Annotated in this window: 25 protein-coding genes and 2 pseudogenes; 8 read left to right on the top strand and 19 right to left on the bottom strand. The window is 37.1% G+C overall.

From position 1 onward, the window contains the following. Positions 1-167: 167 nt before the first annotated feature. The 15 genes and pseudogenes from BT156_RS12335 to BT156_RS12265 form a co-directional block, all read right to left on the bottom strand. Positions 168-548: a hypothetical protein gene (locus BT156_RS12335; protein ID WP_072410496.1), complete on the bottom strand. Its 381-nt coding sequence runs from the start codon at positions 546-548 to the stop codon at positions 168-170. A gap of 393 nt (positions 549-941) precedes the next feature. Next, positions 942-1,124 (bottom strand): hypothetical protein, encoded by a 183-nt coding sequence (locus BT156_RS12330; protein WP_072410495.1) that lies wholly within the window; start codon positions 1,122-1,124, stop codon positions 942-944. Positions 1,125-1,364: 240 nt separating this feature from the next. Continuing rightward, positions 1,365-1,748 carry a recombinase family protein gene (locus BT156_RS12325; RefSeq protein WP_072410494.1) on the bottom strand — a complete coding sequence of 128 codons (384 nt, stop codon included), beginning with the start codon at positions 1,746-1,748 and terminating at the stop codon, positions 1,365-1,367. Between the two features lie 100 nt (positions 1,749-1,848). Beyond that, on the bottom strand, positions 1,849-2,040 hold the full coding sequence (locus tag BT156_RS12320; protein ID WP_072410493.1) for a hypothetical protein: 192 nt from the start codon (positions 2,038-2,040) through the stop codon (positions 1,849-1,851). A 135-nt stretch (positions 2,041-2,175) separates the two neighbouring features. Further along, complete coding sequence (locus BT156_RS12315) at positions 2,176-2,754, bottom strand: hypothetical protein (RefSeq protein ID WP_072410492.1); 579 nt, start codon at positions 2,752-2,754, stop codon at positions 2,176-2,178. A gap of 196 nt (positions 2,755-2,950) precedes the next feature. Next, positions 2,951-3,901 (bottom strand): annotated as a pseudogene (locus tag BT156_RS22370) (DNA cytosine methyltransferase); the annotation flags it as partial. 528 nt (positions 3,902-4,429) lie between these two features. Then, positions 4,430-4,627, bottom strand: a pseudogene (locus tag BT156_RS21915) (DNA adenine methylase); the annotation flags it as partial. An 18-nt stretch (positions 4,628-4,645) separates the two neighbouring features. Beyond that, a complete protein-coding gene (locus BT156_RS21770) occupies positions 4,646-4,849 on the bottom strand; it encodes a DNA adenine methylase (protein ID WP_083582339.1) in 204 nt (67 codons plus the stop codon). Positions 4,850-5,147: 298 nt separating this feature from the next. Then, positions 5,148-5,693 (bottom strand): hypothetical protein, encoded by a 546-nt coding sequence (locus BT156_RS12300; RefSeq protein WP_072410490.1) that lies wholly within the window; start codon positions 5,691-5,693, stop codon positions 5,148-5,150. Between the two features lie 262 nt (positions 5,694-5,955). Continuing rightward, entirely contained in the window at positions 5,956-6,168 is a 213-nt protein-coding gene (locus BT156_RS12290; RefSeq protein ID WP_072410487.1) for a hypothetical protein, read from the bottom strand. Between the two features lie 28 nt (positions 6,169-6,196). After that, positions 6,197-6,421: a hypothetical protein gene (locus tag BT156_RS12285; protein ID WP_139255470.1), complete on the bottom strand. Its 225-nt coding sequence runs from the start codon at positions 6,419-6,421 to the stop codon at positions 6,197-6,199. 68 nt (positions 6,422-6,489) lie between these two features. After that, positions 6,490-6,927 carry a hypothetical protein gene (locus BT156_RS12280; RefSeq protein ID WP_072410483.1) on the bottom strand — a complete coding sequence of 146 codons (438 nt, stop codon included), beginning with the start codon at positions 6,925-6,927 and terminating at the stop codon, positions 6,490-6,492. Positions 6,928-6,958: 31 nt separating this feature from the next. Next, complete coding sequence (locus tag BT156_RS12275) at positions 6,959-7,543, bottom strand: hypothetical protein (protein WP_139255469.1); 585 nt, start codon at positions 7,541-7,543, stop codon at positions 6,959-6,961. 53 nt (positions 7,544-7,596) lie between these two features. After that, complete coding sequence (locus BT156_RS12270; protein WP_072410479.1) at positions 7,597-8,205, bottom strand: hypothetical protein; 609 nt, start codon at positions 8,203-8,205, stop codon at positions 7,597-7,599. Continuing rightward, positions 8,205-8,450, bottom strand: a complete 246-nt coding sequence (locus tag BT156_RS12265; protein WP_072410477.1) for a hypothetical protein — start codon at positions 8,448-8,450, stop codon at positions 8,205-8,207. The genes BT156_RS12270 and BT156_RS12265 overlap by 1 nt, the downstream gene beginning before the upstream one ends. A gap of 703 nt (positions 8,451-9,153) precedes the next feature. On the opposite strand from BT156_RS12265, the gene BT156_RS22610 reads away from it, so the two are divergent. From BT156_RS22610 to BT156_RS12245, 4 genes are all read left to right on the top strand, one after another. Next, positions 9,154-9,318 carry a hypothetical protein gene (locus BT156_RS22610; protein WP_139255468.1) on the top strand — a complete coding sequence of 55 codons (165 nt, stop codon included), beginning with the start codon at positions 9,154-9,156 and terminating at the stop codon, positions 9,316-9,318. Between the two features lie 201 nt (positions 9,319-9,519). Beyond that, complete coding sequence (locus BT156_RS12255) at positions 9,520-9,699, top strand: hypothetical protein (protein WP_072410475.1); 180 nt, start codon at positions 9,520-9,522, stop codon at positions 9,697-9,699. A 99-nt stretch (positions 9,700-9,798) separates the two neighbouring features. Beyond that, complete coding sequence (locus BT156_RS22605) at positions 9,799-10,308, top strand: TraM recognition domain-containing protein (protein WP_083582338.1); 510 nt, start codon at positions 9,799-9,801, stop codon at positions 10,306-10,308. Between the two features lie 194 nt (positions 10,309-10,502). Further along, a complete protein-coding gene (locus tag BT156_RS12245) occupies positions 10,503-10,718 on the top strand; it encodes a hypothetical protein (RefSeq protein ID WP_139255467.1) in 216 nt (71 codons plus the stop codon). 3 nt (positions 10,719-10,721) lie between these two features. On the opposite strand, the gene BT156_RS22485 is transcribed toward BT156_RS12245, so the two are convergent. After that, on the bottom strand, positions 10,722-10,844 hold the full coding sequence (locus BT156_RS22485; RefSeq protein ID WP_262484308.1) for a hypothetical protein: 123 nt from the start codon (positions 10,842-10,844) through the stop codon (positions 10,722-10,724). Between the two features lie 133 nt (positions 10,845-10,977). Next, positions 10,978-11,127, bottom strand: coding sequence for a hypothetical protein (locus tag BT156_RS22115; RefSeq protein ID WP_170857313.1), 150 nt, complete (start codon positions 11,125-11,127; stop codon positions 10,978-10,980). A gap of 92 nt (positions 11,128-11,219) precedes the next feature. Here BT156_RS22115 and BT156_RS22110 point away from each other — a divergent pair, with 92 nt between their 5' ends. Further along, positions 11,220-11,360 carry a hypothetical protein gene (locus BT156_RS22110; protein WP_170857312.1) on the top strand — a complete coding sequence of 47 codons (141 nt, stop codon included), beginning with the start codon at positions 11,220-11,222 and terminating at the stop codon, positions 11,358-11,360. 28 nt (positions 11,361-11,388) lie between these two features. Here the strand turns inward: BT156_RS22110 and BT156_RS12235 are convergent, their stop codons facing one another. After that, positions 11,389-12,123 carry a LytR/AlgR family response regulator transcription factor gene (locus tag BT156_RS12235; RefSeq protein WP_072410467.1) on the bottom strand — a complete coding sequence of 245 codons (735 nt, stop codon included), beginning with the start codon at positions 12,121-12,123 and terminating at the stop codon, positions 11,389-11,391. After that, a complete protein-coding gene (locus tag BT156_RS12230) occupies positions 12,120-12,845 on the bottom strand; it encodes a sensor histidine kinase (protein ID WP_139255466.1) in 726 nt (241 codons plus the stop codon). The genes BT156_RS12235 and BT156_RS12230 overlap by 4 nt, the downstream gene beginning before the upstream one ends. A gap of 462 nt (positions 12,846-13,307) precedes the next feature. On the opposite strand from BT156_RS12230, the gene BT156_RS12225 reads away from it, so the two are divergent. The 3 genes from BT156_RS12225 to BT156_RS12210 all read left to right on the top strand — a co-directional run bounded on the left by BT156_RS12225 (position 13,308) and on the right by BT156_RS12210 (position 16,161). Further along, positions 13,308-14,252 carry a T9SS type A sorting domain-containing protein gene (locus BT156_RS12225; RefSeq protein ID WP_170857311.1) on the top strand — a complete coding sequence of 315 codons (945 nt, stop codon included), beginning with the start codon at positions 13,308-13,310 and terminating at the stop codon, positions 14,250-14,252. Positions 14,253-14,414: 162 nt separating this feature from the next. Continuing rightward, on the top strand, positions 14,415-15,149 hold the full coding sequence (locus BT156_RS12220; protein WP_072410463.1) for an SEL1-like repeat protein: 735 nt from the start codon (positions 14,415-14,417) through the stop codon (positions 15,147-15,149). A 526-nt stretch (positions 15,150-15,675) separates the two neighbouring features. Beyond that, positions 15,676-16,161, top strand: coding sequence for a hypothetical protein (locus BT156_RS12210; RefSeq protein WP_139255465.1), 486 nt, complete (start codon positions 15,676-15,678; stop codon positions 16,159-16,161). The last annotated feature ends 70 nt before the right edge of the window (positions 16,162-16,231 follow it).

The following is a 16,231-nucleotide window of genomic DNA, read 5'->3' as shown; positions in this document are numbered from 1 at the left end:
TCCCGAACCTCCCCGCCATTTAAGGTAAACAAGCCATCCAATCAGGGTTTAGCCTTGAATTCAATTTGCTTTTCGGATATTATTATAATGTTCGAAAACACGCAAGACACTAATTTTCTCTTTCGAACATACGTTGCCTTATCATAGGCTTCACCTAACTTACCCAATCAATGAACGAAGGCATCCAGTTCCAAAACCGCATTCCTATGGTTGATGGAGACCTTTGCAAGTTCCTGTTCTAAATAGTCCAACTGATCCTGATATTTCTGTATATCCCCATGATATACTTTTTTTTGTAATTCATCAGGATTGTTTTGTCTGTTAAAATTTCTTGCATAATTTTCCATCAGTGAACTGGTGTGATTATACTGGTTTTGGAGGATTCTTCTCTTTTCATTGATTTTCTTCATATTGATATCGAAATCCCTGAGTTGGTATTCCCTGTAAATTTCATAAGATTTTTTATTCACCTTAAAGCAGTGCCTCAAATACTCCGAAACATAGCTTATCAGCATTTCAGCATCGAAGGAAAGCTGTTTTTCATTCATTTTTACTCCTGCCAGTTTGTATTTGATCTGATTGGGTTTTACAATATCTTTTAATGAAGCATCAGGATTGCTGACTTTCAGTTTCGCCAGTGCGGTGCGGAATCTTTTGGGATTGGGAAGTTCAAAGGTCAGTCCCTGTCATTCATACAGAATAAATTTGTTGGGAAAAGGTTTGATTTCATCATATTCTTCGGTTGTTTTATAGGCTCTCAACGAAACAGGATTGGCTTTGAGATGCCTGTCCAGTAGAATCATGTGTTCTTCCTCGGTGATTAGTGGCTGATAGTACGGATTGGCTCCGTCACGAAGGTCTGTTTCATCGTTTCCGCTGATGAGAATTCCGTAATAGAAAGGGTCTAGCCGAATTTTATAGAGTCCTTTTTTGTTGAGCTCTCATTCCCTATTCGCATTTTTGTATCTCCTTTTGAATCCCGAAGAAACGATATATTTCCAAATGGTTTCATCGGTTTGATTTTCATAGATCTTTCTTCTGAAAGCTTCTTTTCGTACTTCAAAATACTGCTCGTCCGGTTCATGATATTTTTCCTCGTTGATGAAATAACCGTATTTGTACATACCTTTTGCCTGTCCTCTTTCAATGGTTCCTTTATTTCAGCGGTTGACGTTTCTGCTCAATACATCGGAATAGTTATAGGAGATTACAAAATTGATCCCAAGGATCATTCTTCCGTTCTCATTATTTTCAAAAGTAAAGTTGGTGTATTGTACATCAAGATACTGCTGGTCGATAAGTTGAACCAGTTCCCCACTCTCTACTAAATTTCTGGCGTGTCTGTCCGGTGCATAACTGAGTATTCATTTAATTTTCCCTTTCCTGACCAATTCTATCAGCTGGGTTCGTTGCGGTCTGTTATTGGGTGTTTTGGCTGATTTCTGTTCCACGATATAGAAAAATCCTTTCGCCTCTTGTAGGACGGATTCTTCATAGGTTCCTTTACAGCCGCTTTCCCGTCTGTGATAACTCTCATCACGAAAGAACTTGTCGGTGAGCTCATTGTGGTTTTCGATGCGGATGTTTTTCTGTTTCGCATAATCCATGCAGACTTTTAACTGATCCAGCAGACTCTGCTTTTGCCCGTCACCGCTTTCTTCCCTTGATTTTCTGCAATAGATCACGTATTTGAGTTCATCTCTGTTGAGCGAAGGGTTTCTTTTAGGAGCTTTTTTACTTTTTAACATTCATTTGTTTTAGGAATATAAAAGTTCGATACAATGACAGTTTAATCAAAAAATAAAAATATTCAACTGCAAATCGAACAAAACAAAAAATGAGAGCAGATTACCTGCCCTCACATTCTTTTTCGATCTGTTCGATCATTCGTAATAATTCGGATAAAACCTGTCCCATAGACACTTCATCATTATTTCTTTCTGAACTTTTTCCTGAAATTGTGTATGAAGTACTTTGCCCGATAGTCCCTTCTGGTGGAGTATTTTGTAATTTCCTGCAGTCAGGTTTTTTTTGGTTCATTTAATATTTGCTTTAGAAAATAAATAGGTGATTTATTAAACGAGTTGTACATTATATATTTCTACTTTACAAAGAAACCGATTAACACATCAATTTTCAATGTAATTTTTAATATTGATGTTGTAGAAGTTGTATTTACAATTCATCATTTTCTTCATCATTACTTAGCTCTTTGGTAGCTTTTTTCAACTTTGCCAATTGTGTTAATTCTGCAAGATAATGTTGTTCTATCTGAGACATTGCTATTCTCATTTTTGCAGAGCCACCTCCAAATATTATGTTCAATATTTCATCGATAAGCGTTAACAATCCATCAATCCATTTTGGCAGATTAATTCCAAAAAGTCCTAAAATTTCTTTGATAATTTTTTTTATCTCTTTCACAATACCATCAATACCAAGTTTCCCCACAATTGAGCCAATACTAGGTAAAGCAATTTTCATATTGCTCATCATTTGATTGGGTGATGCAATTTTAAGAAATTGTTCAACATCTGAATTGCCCTGTCTTGTTCCTTTCATACTTTGCTCATTAATAAACAATGACAACTCTTTAAATTGATTTTTGAGAGTTGGTGCAAACGTATTAATGATGTTTTTTTCATCTTCATCATTTGAATATTTCAATAAATTCTCTGTAATTTCAACAGGTAAACTCTCAATTTTTCTTAAAAATTCCTGTAATAAGTTTTCTGTTTTTTGTTCTTTTTCCATTTTGTTGATTTTAATTTTTTGCCTACTCTATTCAGTTTTCAGCTACCCTGTCTGATTTTTTATTATTAATATTACTTTACAAATCTCAAACAATTCAATGCAATAAATATTAGGAAAACAACTCCTTTTCTACAGGGGTTTCGCTCTATCTTTAATGACCACCGACTTGTTGTTATTTTGAATTTAGCCTCAATGATTATATACAAAACCACTGCTTTCTGATCTCAAGAGCAATTCTCGCCGTCATCAGAGGCGGTACACTCATTCCACAGACATAACGGACATCTACTCCGTGAAAGTCATAATCTGTAGGAAAACTGCTCATGCGGATGTATTCAGTATCGTTGAGATTACGGATTTCATCATAATAAAGAGTTGTTCCGCCGGAAGTCAATGTTGGTGCAACTACATCATCATAAAGGATGTAGGTGCTGAAAAAGGCATTATAAGTATTCAGGTTTCTATATTTGGCATCGGCAAATTTTAAGTTTTGATCGCCTTTTTCAATATACGGTCGCCTGAGTTGTATGGATTTCCATAAGCGTTTATGAGTTGTGGAGTTTTTGTCGACGATTTCTCCAAAGTAAACACTTGGTTCGTTAAAATTTAAAACTAAATCCGGGAGTTCTAAACTTTTCCTTCTTGCAATAAAGAAAATACGTTCACGAGCCTGTGGGACTCCCATTGTGGCGGAATTGAGTCTGAAGACTTGCACCTGATATCAAAGCAGGCTAAGCCTGTCGTAGATTTCAATGGCATATTTCTTTGCTCTTCACGCAATCAGTCCCGGAACATTTTCCATAATAACGACTTTAGGCATCAGTTTCTCTACCGTGTCACAGAATACAAACACCAGTTCGTCCAACACCTGCTTTTTCTGCCCTTCTTTGAATGTTTTTTCTTTTCACCGGGTCTCTTCACGGTGTCACGACATGGAAAAGGTGCTGCAAGGTGGAGAGCCGTCCAGAATATCCAAATTGTACAATTCTTTTGACAGATCATTTCTGAGGTTAAAATCCCTGATGTCTTCGTGATAAAAATATGCAGGAGAGTGATTGGTTTGGTAGATTTTTGCCATCCTGCCATCTATTTCTACACCACCCAAATGTTGAAATCCCGCCAATTTATATCCCATTGTAGATCCGCCACCGCCAACAAAAGTTCAAAAGACTTTCAGATTATGAGGTGGCGGATAATCACGGTTTAAATTTCGGTCATACTGTAAATTTTTCGTAATCTTTTCTGATTTTATGGATTGGGATTTCTTCGTTTTTAAAAACTCTCTGTTTCATTCTTGGCTTGATCTTACGCATTGCGACGTTTTTTCTTTGATGATTGTATTTTGGTTTTCAGGTTTTCATTTCATTTTTGTTTTAAGCAATTAAAAGATTGAGAAATTGGTAAATTTGGTTGACAGTTGATGGTTGTCGGCTACAAAGCACCCTTTGGGGGTTTAGGGATTTTATATAGGATAATTTGCCACTAAAACCTCCGTTTTTCTTTTTGATTTTCAGGCATTATTGTTGTGGCTTGCGGACAACGGTTTGTCAAACGTTTTCACATACCGGTTATATTTTTTGATGTAAGAGTCGAGAATTTCTCAAGGGTAATTCGACAACAGGAACTTCCCCTTAATGTTTGCCAACACCTCAAGATCACGTTTAAAATCTTCTTCTCAGTACGTTTTTGAATAGTGTCCCATATTCGTATTGATATAAGGCGGGTCACAATAGATAAATGCTTCTTCGGAATCCCTGCTCATAATAACTTTGTAGGCATCATTTTGCTCTATCTGCGTATAACGGATTCTTTCAATAAGGTTGGCTCCAAATAAATCCACTTTATTTTTGAAGACTTGGGAAGATCTTTTCTCCTTGTCAAAACCCCATGATCAGACACGATGCAGGAAGCCTTGGTTAGTAACGACATACATTGCCCATGCTTTAATAACAGGATCATCGGCAAACAATCGCGGACAGTCATAAATCAACAAGGCTTTTTTGTAGGTTTCTCTGCTGTGAAGGGTATCCTTGATTTTTGCTTCGAGCTGTTTTCCTTTATTCTTTAAAACCTGATAGAAGTTAACCAGATTCATATTCACATCGTTGATCACTTCACATTTTGCAGGTTCTTTTGCCCGGAATAATGATCCTCATCCGAAGTAGGGTTCGATGTAAATCTTGTGTTCCGGAACTAAGGGAAGAATGTGTTTCAACATGTTTTGCTTCCCTCAATAGTAGCTGATCGGTGTTTTTAGTAAAACTTTAGGCTTGTTTTGATTTGTTTTAATCATTTTGTTTTAAGATTAATAGAAGATAAAATATTGTAAAGACTAAATTTTCGAATGAAAATGGCTCGTAGATAACAAGCCATTATTAATTATTTGAAAAGGCTTAAGTATTCTTTGCCTTTTCGGGTTTTTTGGAAGATGGTTTTTCTTCCAATTTATTAGCTTCAAATGATACATCCGAAGGTTTCGGAGATTCCGAAATTTCTTTTTCAGAATTTTCAGAAGCAGAATCTTTATGTTTAGAAATCGTTTCAGTTGTTGGAGGATTCTCCAAATTTTCTGATGCAGTTTCTTCTGATTTTGATTCCAAGTTTTCTTCTTTTTCAGAATCCGGATGAACTTTGGAATGCATCCATTCCTGCAGCGTAGGAAGTTGTGACACTTCCTTGCTCCATCGGCTCATCACGTACGAGATAATTTTGAAATCATCTCCGATAAGCTGTAAAAGTTCATTATTCTCCATTTCTACAAAGTTGAATTCCGATGGAACTTCGCCTTCATAATTGTGGGTAATAATTTCAATCAATTCTTTTCGGGAAAAGAACTTGAGCATTTCCGTACTGATCGATTGATACTGAGGTTCAGATTTGACTCTGTCCTTTAGCACCGTTGAAAATATTTTCAACAATGCAGTTTTGTTTTCTTTCATAATGTTGGGTTTAACTGTTAGACATTTTGTTTAAGGATTTTGTTTTCGTGTTAATTTGCGCAAACCACCATAAAGCATTCTCCTTCAATAAAGGAATTGTTTTCAGATAGCTTTCCGCTTCGGATAAGAGATTGTCTTACTTGATCAGCCTTTCGGTAACTTTGATAAAAGGATTTTGGCTGAAAATGAACGATATCCATACAACTTGTTTTCTGTACGATGATAAAAACGGTAAGGACAAATACACAATGATCCTGCCTGTTCATATGGTTATCGTATAAATAATGACAAACTGAGTGGCATTTTCATTGGGAATAATCTGCTCAATTTTTTTCTCTTCATTGAAGAGCGTTCCAAGACCGAAATTCACAAAGTCTACAAATTCCATAGGTTCTTCTACAAAAGATTCAAGATAATTTTGATGCATTTCAGCATTAATAATCATGATTTGCTTTACTGTTTTTTTGTTTTCCATTTTGTTTTAGGTAGTGTTTTTTAGATTTTTATTCTACTAAATCATCAAGTCCCATTCTTTTGTAGATTTCGAGATTATGCTCGAAAGCTCCTTTGCAACGGTGGGTTGGCTTTCTGTTTTCGCCTTCCGTTCCGTGGCAGATCTGATGGGCTTGAAGTAAAGTTCTTGCAATGACATCATTGGCTAATTTTACATCCTGCCATTGTCCCTTTTTATTTGGTTTAAATGGACAGGTTTTGCAGTGATTTTTCATCACCGGAACTTTTTTAGGGTCTATTTTCATAAGATTGATTAATAATGAATGACAATTGATAAAAGTTTTTACTTCATCCAGTATTTTTCGGATTCCTGAAATCCAACCCAATTATTGTCGTCAAATCCTCTGCAACCAAGTTCGTGACGGATGATTTTTTCCAATGGAATCTGATATTTCAGAATGAATTTGAGCAGTTCGCCCTCCATCACTTGAAATTTACCAATGATCTCCTCCCAATGAGACAAGATTTCCGGGTCACCCACAATTCCTTTCAAATCGCCATACGTCCAATGCTGATAATTTTCAGGAAGCGAGTAATACTGATGCTTGATTTCCATCTCTTGAGCTGTCTGAATATCGGCTACGAAATAGTTATTGTTATCTTCCGGACCATCAAACACCACAAATTGCTTATTTACATTCCTATGCTCAAACTCAAGCCATAACGCCCTGTCTCTGGCTTTATCCAGATTAGAATAAAATTCTAAGATGTTTTGTTTCATTTTTGTTTTATAAATAATTAGGATAAAAAGTTTACAGGCTTAGGATTTGGAGCTGAGTTTCAGGAAAACCTTCTTCGCTCATCAGTAATTCTACTTTTTCCTGAGCTTCCCAATGCGTTTGGTAATATTGGGAAAGCGGAAGCGTGATGTATTTATCTTCTTCTTGTACAGAAGATTCGAATACGGCATACAAAGGTTGAGGAGTTCCCGCCTTTCGGCACAATGCCTTAAAGTTGCTGTGGTCATATTCATCCCAATCAGCCAAAATCTTGGTCATTAAATAATGCGTTTCGATTTGGAGCTGGCAAAGTACATCGTAGACTTTCTGCGGAGTGATTTTTTCTTCCAGTTCTTTGTTCCATCTTTCGATGAAATAAGTTAGAATATGAATATCATCAGCGATGGCTTCAAGCAAATCTTGTTTGTCCATCGTTTCAAAGTCATACGATTCAAGTACTCTATCCGGGTACAGCCACTTAAAGATTTTTTGAAGTTCATCTTTACTTAAGATACTGCCGAATACGGGACTGATGTTTTCCACTTGGTCTTTTTCGATTCTTTGCTGTAGCATTTTCATAAAGCACAACACCAAAAGGCGGTTTTTGTTTTTGTTCATTTTTTTAGATTTTAGGGATTAGATTGTAGAAATTAGAGCTTAAAGCCTACTGCTTATTGCTTTAAGCATTGGAGCAAGAACTCGTTTTCATCGGGAAGGTTATTCAACGGAAATGTTGCAATAATCTTGACTGGATAATAATCGTTTTCTCCGTCATAAAGACTGTAGAAGCGGTCTTCTTCTGAAATCCCAGAGGTGTTGAGACCTTTGTAAACTTCAAAAGTATTTTTATCGTAGTCAATCACATACGCCCATTCACAGAACAGACTGTCGGATGCAAAATCATAAGCATCGATGGTTGTCAGTTCATCAAGATGAGCAAACTCCAGCAATACTTCCAAAATTTGTCCTTCTGTTAATTTTCCGTAGCGTTCACGATAGCGGAAAGGGTAACGTTTTTTGAACGCTTCTTTCTGCTTTTCATTAAGAATTCCGTTGGTACAACCGATAGATTCCAGAAATTCGTCCTGTAGCTTTTGGTCTTTATCATTCCAAAGACGTACTTTGGGTAGGATTTCTTTGAGATTTTTGGTGTTCTCAGGATTGCTATAGAATTTTATCAGTTTGAGACCGAGTGAATCCGGATAGCCATCGAATTGTCCATAACTGGCAATTTTCGCTTCTTTGTTGTGAACCACAACAGTTAAGTTTCTTGTTCCCATTAGTAGTCTTCATTTTCAGGGTTAGAATCATCTTCAGGACTGTCCTGCGGTTCGCAGTACGTCATAATCGTAGCGAGAAGATGATCGTAATCTCCTTCCATTGCCTCATCGAGTACTGATTGGATCTCTTCCTGAGACCACTTTTCACGTCTCGCCTGCCTTGAGAAGACTCCCATGATGGCATGAGCATTCCCGTCGACCCCGACCAATTCGAGGTTAAGCGTTTTTCCGATTTTGTTTTCCATTTTGTTTTTGTTTTTAGGGTTAATAAATAGTGGATTGTTGGGGTCGGTTGATGAACCGGCAATTGATGAGTATCAATTGCCCTCCTGTACAGTTAATCCTTGAACCATTAGTCAGGAGATTCCTTTCTCTTGGGTCTTGTCTCTTCTGTAAAAGGTGTCCATCTTCCAACTTTTGTTTTGTTTGACTTTTTTGTTTTATGGGTTTTGGTATGTTTTGCCGGCGATGGTGCTTGTACGGATTTTTGATTGACTTGCAAGGAAAAGTGTCGAAGTTTGGCTTTACTTCTTTTTATTTTAGAGATGAGAAAAAAGAATGATGAAATAGGGATAAATGATGATATTGTTGCATCAGAAACCGCAGAGTTTCCCTTGCTGGAAAGGGCATTATCGCATTTGCTTTAGAGGTTGTTAAAAAGGTATTCAAAAAGGTAGTTAAAACGGTATGGGTCATCCTATTGACATTTATAGAAACCGTTCGCAGAAGGACTTGCATTCGGAGAAGAAAAAGATATGTACCACCTCCGCTTTTCTTTATTTCTTACCTTACCATAATGAACTCATTCAAACGTCTTATGGACTTTATCGACAACCGTGTCAGACTCTATTTTTTAAACCAAAGCCCGTTCCTGTTCCTTATCTGATGCAGTCACTAAAAAAACACACCGTCGTTACGTGAAAAACAGGATCGGGCAAAAGTGAATTAATGAAGGTTCTGCGATATTCTCTCCAGTACCATTCTCATCGTAAAGAGCAGTATTCGATGATCTTGTTAGATCCGCATGGCGATGTTTCGGAACAAATCTTGGCATTTCGTCTGAATCTTAAATCAGAACGTATTCTCTATATCGACCCGCATCGGGAACAGTGAAAAATTCCCTGCATCAATCCATTTCGGCGGAGGGTCATAGACCCTGTTTTAACAGATCTGATGTCCCAGCAATTTGCCAAAGCATTATCTGAAATGATCTCTGAAGCAGGACTGACACTTCAGATGGAGACCATACTCAAACCCTGTCTGGCTGTTTTATTTCAAAAATGAGAATGCGGATTAGCAGACCTACAAACATTTATGGACGATACTCAAAATGAGGAGCGGGTGGAACTCGGAAGACAATCCGAAAATCCCGTGTACAGACAATTCTTTCAAACTGCTTTTCTTAATGGTAAATACAGTGCAACCAAGCTGGCGATCTATACGAGAATCCAAAACCTGCAAAATAATTACAGCTTTTACCTGATGATGAACTGACCTGCTACTGTTGATATCAAAAAAGCAATGAACTGAAAAATTATGCTTTTTAATCTCTCAAAAGGAAAACTTTGAACTGATGCCAGCAAGGCATTAGGTATATTTATTTCTGCAACAATTGTCAGTATTGCGTTACAGAGAGCTTTTCAGAAAGAGCAAAACAGGAAACCGTGTTATCTCTTTGTTGATGAGTTTGGTTCTTTTGCCACCGCAGATTCGTATTCGATTATCCTGTCCGAAACAAGAAAATACAATCTCTACCTCATCGCTCTCACCCAAAGCATTACACAATTATCAACGCTCAAAGATTTGATCCTTAATAATACAGGTGTTAAAATAGTTGGCAGTAATGGTTTTCCTGCCCTGAAAGCACACGCAAACGATTTGGGAATTGCGTATGCCGGACTCCAGTATCTTCCTCCTTATCATTTCTTTGTTAAAAACAGCCATTATCCTGCAAAGCAGATTAAAGTTCCTGACTATCTTCTCAAAAGCCCGAAAAGATATTTTATGAATGTCGGGCAGCTCAAAGAACTGAAAAAGAAAATGATTTCGGAGAGTGGTTTATACAGAGACATTGACCCCACCCCATCCAAAAAACAAAACTGAAATAGTTCAACATCAAAAGAAAAAATGCCCGAGACACAGCCTTTTCAATGAATCAAAAGGCTATAAAAACAAAATTACATACCAAAATACAAGAGAGTCCGCTCATAATTATAATCCTAAGTTTCATCCTTAATCGGTCTTGTTATAAAAATCCAAGGCGTTTTATCGCCTTTTTATTTTTTATGGCTATTTTAATGAACACGAAAAGATTGTTTTTCCTGACATTGAGCCCGTCTCAGGGTAAAATTTTGTTGGCTTTAGGAGAATTTAAATTCGTAACGACAGGGCAACTTTTGAAATTGGGGATTATGTCTGACAGGGCTAATCTCAATAAACAGATTGCAGAGCTCAGGTCCCGAAGAAATCCATTGGTTAATTCTATTGCTTTCGGTACCCATCCGAAATTTTGAAAATTAGAAAGCATTCATCATCTGACCTCTCATGGAGCAGAGCTTATCAGGGAACGTTTCGGCCCAGAAGTTCCGGTAAGGTTTCCCAAAAGGAATACCATCATATTCCTTCAGGATTACTTCCACAGAATATCAACTGTTGATGTGCATATTTCGATGTACGAACGGGCAGTAAAACAGAATATGGAGCTTCTGTTTTTTAAAACCTATTTTGATAAGCTGTGAACCGGAAAGAAAAAAGGGTTTAGAGCTGAATCGGCTATTCCCATCCGTAATAATGAATATCTGATTGCGGATGCCTTATGTATGCTCCAGACGCCCAAAAGAAAAGAGCTTTTTGCTGTTGAAGTCTACAGATGAGAAGATACCAAACGTGTCCATAAATCGCTTTTCCAACACTTGCTGACATTGGCGGAAGGGCAACCAAGCAATATGTTTGGATTGGAATACGGCTCTCGTGTGCTGTGTATATTTGAATCAGTTAGCAATAAAGCAATGGTTATGAAGAGATTGTTGGAGGATGAACGTTTTACCCACGAAGCAAAGCCTCATTTCCTTTTTAAAACATTGGATGAATTGAAGCGAGAAGTGTTTGAAGATTGGGAGTTGTTTGATGGAACTCAGGTGAAACTGTTTGAATAGCTCTAATCTGTTAATTGGGAATGTGTATTTAAATGTAATTTTTCAATTCCCGAAATTTATCCTTATTGATTTTGACCACAATATTATCTTTAAGACGCAATGCCGATTTCTTTTCTATTTTTTCAATACAATCCATATTAACAATCACCTCCCTCTGTTTAACCACAAAATAATTGGCTCCGGAATCTTTCAGAAGCTGTTCACAAAACATCCATGTAGCACGGATTTCATAGGATTGGATTTTGGAAAGACACAAAATTTTGTTTCTCGGGTTTTCTGCCTGCTGGATGCAGATGAGTTCCTTAGGATTGATTTTCACCCTTATTTTTTCAATGGTTGTTAGCCATACAAACAATTCTTTTCTGTGGATTTCAATATGAAGTATCGCTTGCTGTAAATAATCTTTTAAATATATATCCAGTTTTCCCCAAATGGGTTTTCCCAAATAATGATGTACTTTAAAATGAATTAAGCTCTCAGGAATCCGGTGGGTCAGATGAGCAGTAATAAAAATAAGATAGGGTTGATAATCCGTAAGATCTTTGATGCCCTGTAAAATATCAATCGATGTTCCGTCCCCTAATTCCCAGTCTAAAAATAAAACATGAGGCCGTTCCTGTCGGATCAGTTTCAATGCTTCTGCATAATGAGTAAAGCTTCCAAGACATTTCCAATCGGGAAAAGCATTCATTCTGCGAATAATCTCAGAACTTGCTTTTCTGTCGTCTTCCACTACTATATAGGTATACAGAGACGACATCATAGCTTAGTATTTTTAGAGGATTGCCTGATGTACCAATGAATTCCCGTTCCGCCATGATTGGGCTTATCGGTAATTTCAAAATGAATATGTTCAAAATGACCGGCCACCGAGGAAAGGTATTTCAATCCCCATTTTGCAGAGTCTGATTTTATCAAGGAACCGGAACTGTTTTTTGGAGCAGGAATTCTGCCGACCCCATTATCTTCAATCTTTATCATATAACAGAATTCATCTTCCTTATTTTCCGGTTGTTCTTTTTCAAAGGAGATATCGAGCCTGTAAGGTGGTTTCTGTTTATTACGCAGTCCGTGCAGTAAGGCATTTTCAACAGGGATTTGTAATAATCCTAAAGGAATAGGAAGATTGTCGGAAATGCAGTCTTCTCCCGAAATATTCAGCTCCAGGTCTTCCAGATACATCCTTTTATGAATGGTGATGGTATTTCTGACGAGCTTCATTTCATCTTCAAATGCATGAACCCCATGAGAAGACCCGCCACAGGATACTGCATTAAAAATCAACCGCAGAGAAGTTCCCAGATCTTCAATGATCCGGTAGGCTGTGGAAGAACCGTGCAGTTCCGAACCGATATGGTTCAAAACATTGAGCAGAAAATGAGCAGAAAACAGATGGCTTTCACAGACAGCACCTAAGCAGGTACAACCTCTTGGAAGTGGAGAAAATTCGTCTGTTTTATTGGCTTCTGTCATTACAGCAAACATAATCCTTCCGTTTCAGACGTGGTAGTCTTTCCTGCTCTTTCCGTGCTTTATTTTGGCGATTTCATGCCTGTTTCCGGTATCTCATGAAATACTGGAAGGTTCTCATGAATCCGTCCCTTTTTTACCTTATTATTTTTTCCAAAGTTTGCAGACGATTTTATTTTAAGAAATATCGAGGATCAAAAATCTGATGATGTGCTTTTAAAAATGCCTAATATTTTGGAAAACGAAATAATTTTTTTTAAACATAAAAAAGCCCGGAAAAATTTTTGATTTCTCCGGGGTAAGCACTTGCGTACTTTTTACTATTGTACCGCAATAACCACAAAGCGGTACACGGAGGTTATAGTAAAAACAGATACTGATGCAAGAGAATCATCACTTTCCCTTGCATTTTGCAAAAAAAGTGATATAGTAATAATGCAGAATCAGGAAATTTTATTTTGTATGATACACAAAAAGATGAATACACTCAAAAACTTAGCTACAGGAGTGATGCTTGCAGGATCGGTTGTTGCTACCAAAGCACAGATGGCTCTTGATCAGACAGTGAACGGAACAGGCGAGCAGGTTTACAAAACCATTACCTTTGCCAATGGTAACGAAAGCAATAGCCCATCCCATAATTTTACAGGACCAAAGAATATTGACCTTGCTACATCTGATAGTTATGGAGGTCGCCCTTCATTTTGGAGAAATAATGGAGGAAGTGGAACTTTTGTAAACACTACAGAAATAGGAGGATCAACATCAACTACTGTAGCTAATGAAATTGTAGGAGGAAACACCATCAGCTGGAATCAAGCTCAATCTCTTCAAAAGAATATTTCTGCTGTAAGTAATTCATTGGGAATTAACTTCTCCGGAATGATGAAGAGAGCACACGCTGATACCAATGCAGATGGATCAATAGATGCAAAGTTGACAACTTATACTCTTCCCTTTGGGACATCTGCACAAGCAGCAGGATTTCAGATTGGAGATATAGCAATCTTTAATACACCTGAAATTATAAATGCGAGTACGGGAATTACACTTCTCATTCAAAAAGATTCTTATAAAGTCCTCAATAATAATTGGGAGTGGGAAGATACGCTCAACGGACCAACAGGATGGTCGCAAAGAAATATAATTGATTGGATCTCTACACCACTTAGTACGAGTGAAATCGATGCCATCAAAACAAGTATCTATCCAAATCCTACAACTGATAAGATTTTCATCAAACTCGACAATCCTACAACTAAAATTGATGAATACCGTATCGTAAATACAGCGGGAGAACTAGTCCTTGAAGGTAAAGATGCCCAAGGAGGCATCAATGTGCAGAACTTACCAACCGGACTCTATATATTACAGATGAGCATTGATGGTAAAATAATAACTCACAAAGTCATCAAAAAATAACAGAATACTATCAACCACTTCTTCAATTTTTCTACTGATCATTGAAAGAAGTGGTTTTTTTATATGTCTGAAAAAGGGCTCATCCTGAAAACCCATGCAGAAAAAGCGAAAAGAGTAAGGCGGAAATTTGCTGAAAGCCGTTTCGAGTAAGTAAAAATCTTTATGTTCAAAAAATTATTGTGTTTTATTTCTTTCGTATTGATAAATAGTGCTGTATTCTGTCAAAATTCATTGGAAGACGCTGACCGTTATTATGAGCAGAAAAACTATGGATCTGCTTTGAAAATTTATACCGGGTTCAATTCGGATGAATTCAATGCTACCAGATTATATAATTTAGGATACTCTTACTATGGAACGAGTCAGTATTGCAAGGCAAAACAGATTTTTGAAAAAGGAATTCAAAAGTTTAACAACTCCCAATCATCTGTCACATTAGCTTATATTTTTGAAAAAGGGCTTTGTGGTAATACAGTAGATTTAAAAAAGGCATTTGAAAATTACCTCTCGGCTTCCGAGTCTGGCAACAGAAATGGAGCATACAATCTGGCTGTGTTTTATCGAGACGGTATATACATTAAAAAAGATTTGTGCAGGGCAAAGGATTTATATTTCAAAGCCTATCAAAAAGGTCATATAGGAGCAAAAATTGCTTATGCTGCAGGTTTAACGAAAGGATATTGCGGCGTTACAGACAACAAAAAAGCTTTTGAATTATTAGCTGTAATTGATGAAAATGAAAATGATTTTAGCAGCAGTTCATATTATTCTACTTTAGGATGGCTTTATGAAACGGGTAAAGGAGGGGAGCTCAACAGAACGAAAGCATACTATTACTATAAAAAAGGATGTGAGCTGTTTGGAAATAAGTATTGTTGTGATAAGATGAATAAATAACACTTATTTTCTCAACATGGGATTGTATATTAAAAGGTTGGTGTTTTTCAGGCAACCGACAAAATACAATCTATCTCACAAAAATTCAAAATCACAACACCAAGATAGTCAGAAAATTTATATTTATTGTGAAGTAATCAATATTCACTATAATCAGAGCAAAGGTTTTCCTTTCGTTCTTTATCTTATGAATATACCACACATGAAACACTCATCATTCTTTAGTTCAAAACGTTCAGCCCTTGCATTGGGACTTACTTTGGGAGCAAGTGCATTATTTGCCTGAGCAGGTAGTTACGCACAGTCGCTGACTATCCCGACCAACATGGATAATGCTTATATTACCATCAAGAACATCTTCCTCTCTCCAACAGGAGTAGATAGAGACAATAGATCTACTATCCAACTCAATGGTACAGATGGAACGATCAATGTCCTCTCACCAAACAATATACAAGGTGGTGGTGGTATTAGTACTACAAATCTTACCGTCAGCAACAATGCAGTCATGAATAATGCTGTAATCATGACTGCACTCAGATGTGACAGTCAAGAAGCTCGTGAAAAAGCTGCTGTTGAAGTTAAAAAAGCTGAAGAGGCACTAAAAAGAGCTGAAGCAGAAGGGGATGACCAACAAATAAGACAAGCTGAAGCAAGACTGGAAGCAGCTCAAAACAACCTAAAAGCTATTGAATCAGGAAAAGATATATACTGTCTACTGATGACAGATGCAAAAGGTAATGTAAGTATCACGACCGACATCTCGCCTTGGCTTCCGGATGATCTTGGTGATGAAGTTTTCAAAAGAAATCCTGACAACTCACAAGACAGTTTCTTTGCCAATGAAGATGGAGAGGCTGCTGGAGTGAATAAGTCCAATTTTTTAAGAATTGGTACAACTGAATATAGAGAAGCAGCAAAAGATGATGCAGCAATGGTAGTTGCAGGTTCTATTGAATCACGTGGTGGGAATTTCATTAGAAAAGTAGATGGACAAAACAGTAATGAATGAGCAAATCTCAAAGCCAATCTTGACAATACAGATAATTTTACCAGTTTAGATAATAGAGTAAATAATGGTA

This window comes from Chryseobacterium limigenitum, from assembly GCF_900114875.1.
GTDB classification, from domain to species: Bacteria; Bacteroidota; Bacteroidia; order Flavobacteriales; family Weeksellaceae; genus Chryseobacterium; species Chryseobacterium limigenitum.
This window is presented reverse-complemented; position numbering and strand designations above follow the sequence as displayed.

Excerpts from the sequence above, each read along its gene's own strand:
- BT156_RS12285 (WP_139255470.1), bottom strand. The coding sequence starts at position 6,421 with ATGAAAAATCACTGCAAAACCTGTCCATTTAAACCAAATAAAAAGGGA.
- BT156_RS12315 (WP_072410492.1), bottom strand. The coding sequence starts at position 2,754 with ATGGAAAAAGAACAAAAAACAGAAAACTTATTACAGGAATTTTTAAGA.
- BT156_RS12265 (WP_072410477.1), bottom strand. The coding sequence starts at position 8,450 with ATGGAAAACAAAATCGGAAAAACGCTTAACCTCGAATTGGTCGGGGTC.
- BT156_RS12220 (WP_072410463.1), top strand. The coding sequence starts at position 14,415 with ATGTTCAAAAAATTATTGTGTTTTATTTCTTTCGTATTGATAAATAGT.
- BT156_RS22610 (WP_139255468.1), top strand. The coding sequence starts at position 9,154 with ATGAAGGTTCTGCGATATTCTCTCCAGTACCATTCTCATCGTAAAGAG.
- BT156_RS22115 (WP_170857313.1), bottom strand. The coding sequence starts at position 11,127 with ATGTCAGCAAGTGTTGGAAAAGCGATTTATGGACACGTTTGGTATCTT.
- BT156_RS12280 (WP_072410483.1), bottom strand. The coding sequence starts at position 6,927 with ATGAAACAAAACATCTTAGAATTTTATTCTAATCTGGATAAAGCCAGA.
- BT156_RS12290 (WP_072410487.1), bottom strand. The coding sequence starts at position 6,168 with ATGGAAAACAAAAAAACAGTAAAGCAAATCATGATTATTAATGCTGAA.
- BT156_RS21770 (WP_083582339.1), bottom strand. The coding sequence starts at position 4,849 with ATGAATCTGGTTAACTTCTATCAGGTTTTAAAGAATAAAGGAAAACAG.
- BT156_RS22110 (WP_170857312.1), top strand. The coding sequence starts at position 11,220 with ATGAAGAGATTGTTGGAGGATGAACGTTTTACCCACGAAGCAAAGCCT.
- BT156_RS12330 (WP_072410495.1), bottom strand. The coding sequence starts at position 1,124 with ATGTACAAATACGGTTATTTCATCAACGAGGAAAAATATCATGAACCG.
- BT156_RS12235 (WP_072410467.1), bottom strand. The coding sequence starts at position 12,123 with ATGATGTCGTCTCTGTATACCTATATAGTAGTGGAAGACGACAGAAAA.
- BT156_RS12210 (WP_139255465.1), top strand. The coding sequence starts at position 15,676 with ATGACTGCACTCAGATGTGACAGTCAAGAAGCTCGTGAAAAAGCTGCT.
- BT156_RS12325 (WP_072410494.1), bottom strand. The coding sequence starts at position 1,748 with ATGTTAAAAAGTAAAAAAGCTCCTAAAAGAAACCCTTCGCTCAACAGA.
- BT156_RS12275 (WP_139255469.1), bottom strand. The coding sequence starts at position 7,543 with ATGAACAAAAACAAAAACCGCCTTTTGGTGTTGTGCTTTATGAAAATG.
- BT156_RS12300 (WP_072410490.1), bottom strand. The coding sequence starts at position 5,693 with ATGAAAGAAAACAAAACTGCATTGTTGAAAATATTTTCAACGGTGCTA.
- BT156_RS12335 (WP_072410496.1), bottom strand. The coding sequence starts at position 548 with ATGAATGAAAAACAGCTTTCCTTCGATGCTGAAATGCTGATAAGCTAT.
- BT156_RS12225 (WP_170857311.1), top strand. The coding sequence starts at position 13,308 with ATGAATACACTCAAAAACTTAGCTACAGGAGTGATGCTTGCAGGATCG.
- BT156_RS12230 (WP_139255466.1), bottom strand. The coding sequence starts at position 12,845 with ATGTTTGCTGTAATGACAGAAGCCAATAAAACAGACGAATTTTCTCCA.
- BT156_RS12245 (WP_139255467.1), top strand. The coding sequence starts at position 10,503 with ATGAACACGAAAAGATTGTTTTTCCTGACATTGAGCCCGTCTCAGGGT.
- BT156_RS12255 (WP_072410475.1), top strand. The coding sequence starts at position 9,520 with ATGGACGATACTCAAAATGAGGAGCGGGTGGAACTCGGAAGACAATCC.
- BT156_RS12320 (WP_072410493.1), bottom strand. The coding sequence starts at position 2,040 with ATGAACCAAAAAAAACCTGACTGCAGGAAATTACAAAATACTCCACCA.
- BT156_RS12270 (WP_072410479.1), bottom strand. The coding sequence starts at position 8,205 with ATGGGAACAAGAAACTTAACTGTTGTGGTTCACAACAAAGAAGCGAAA.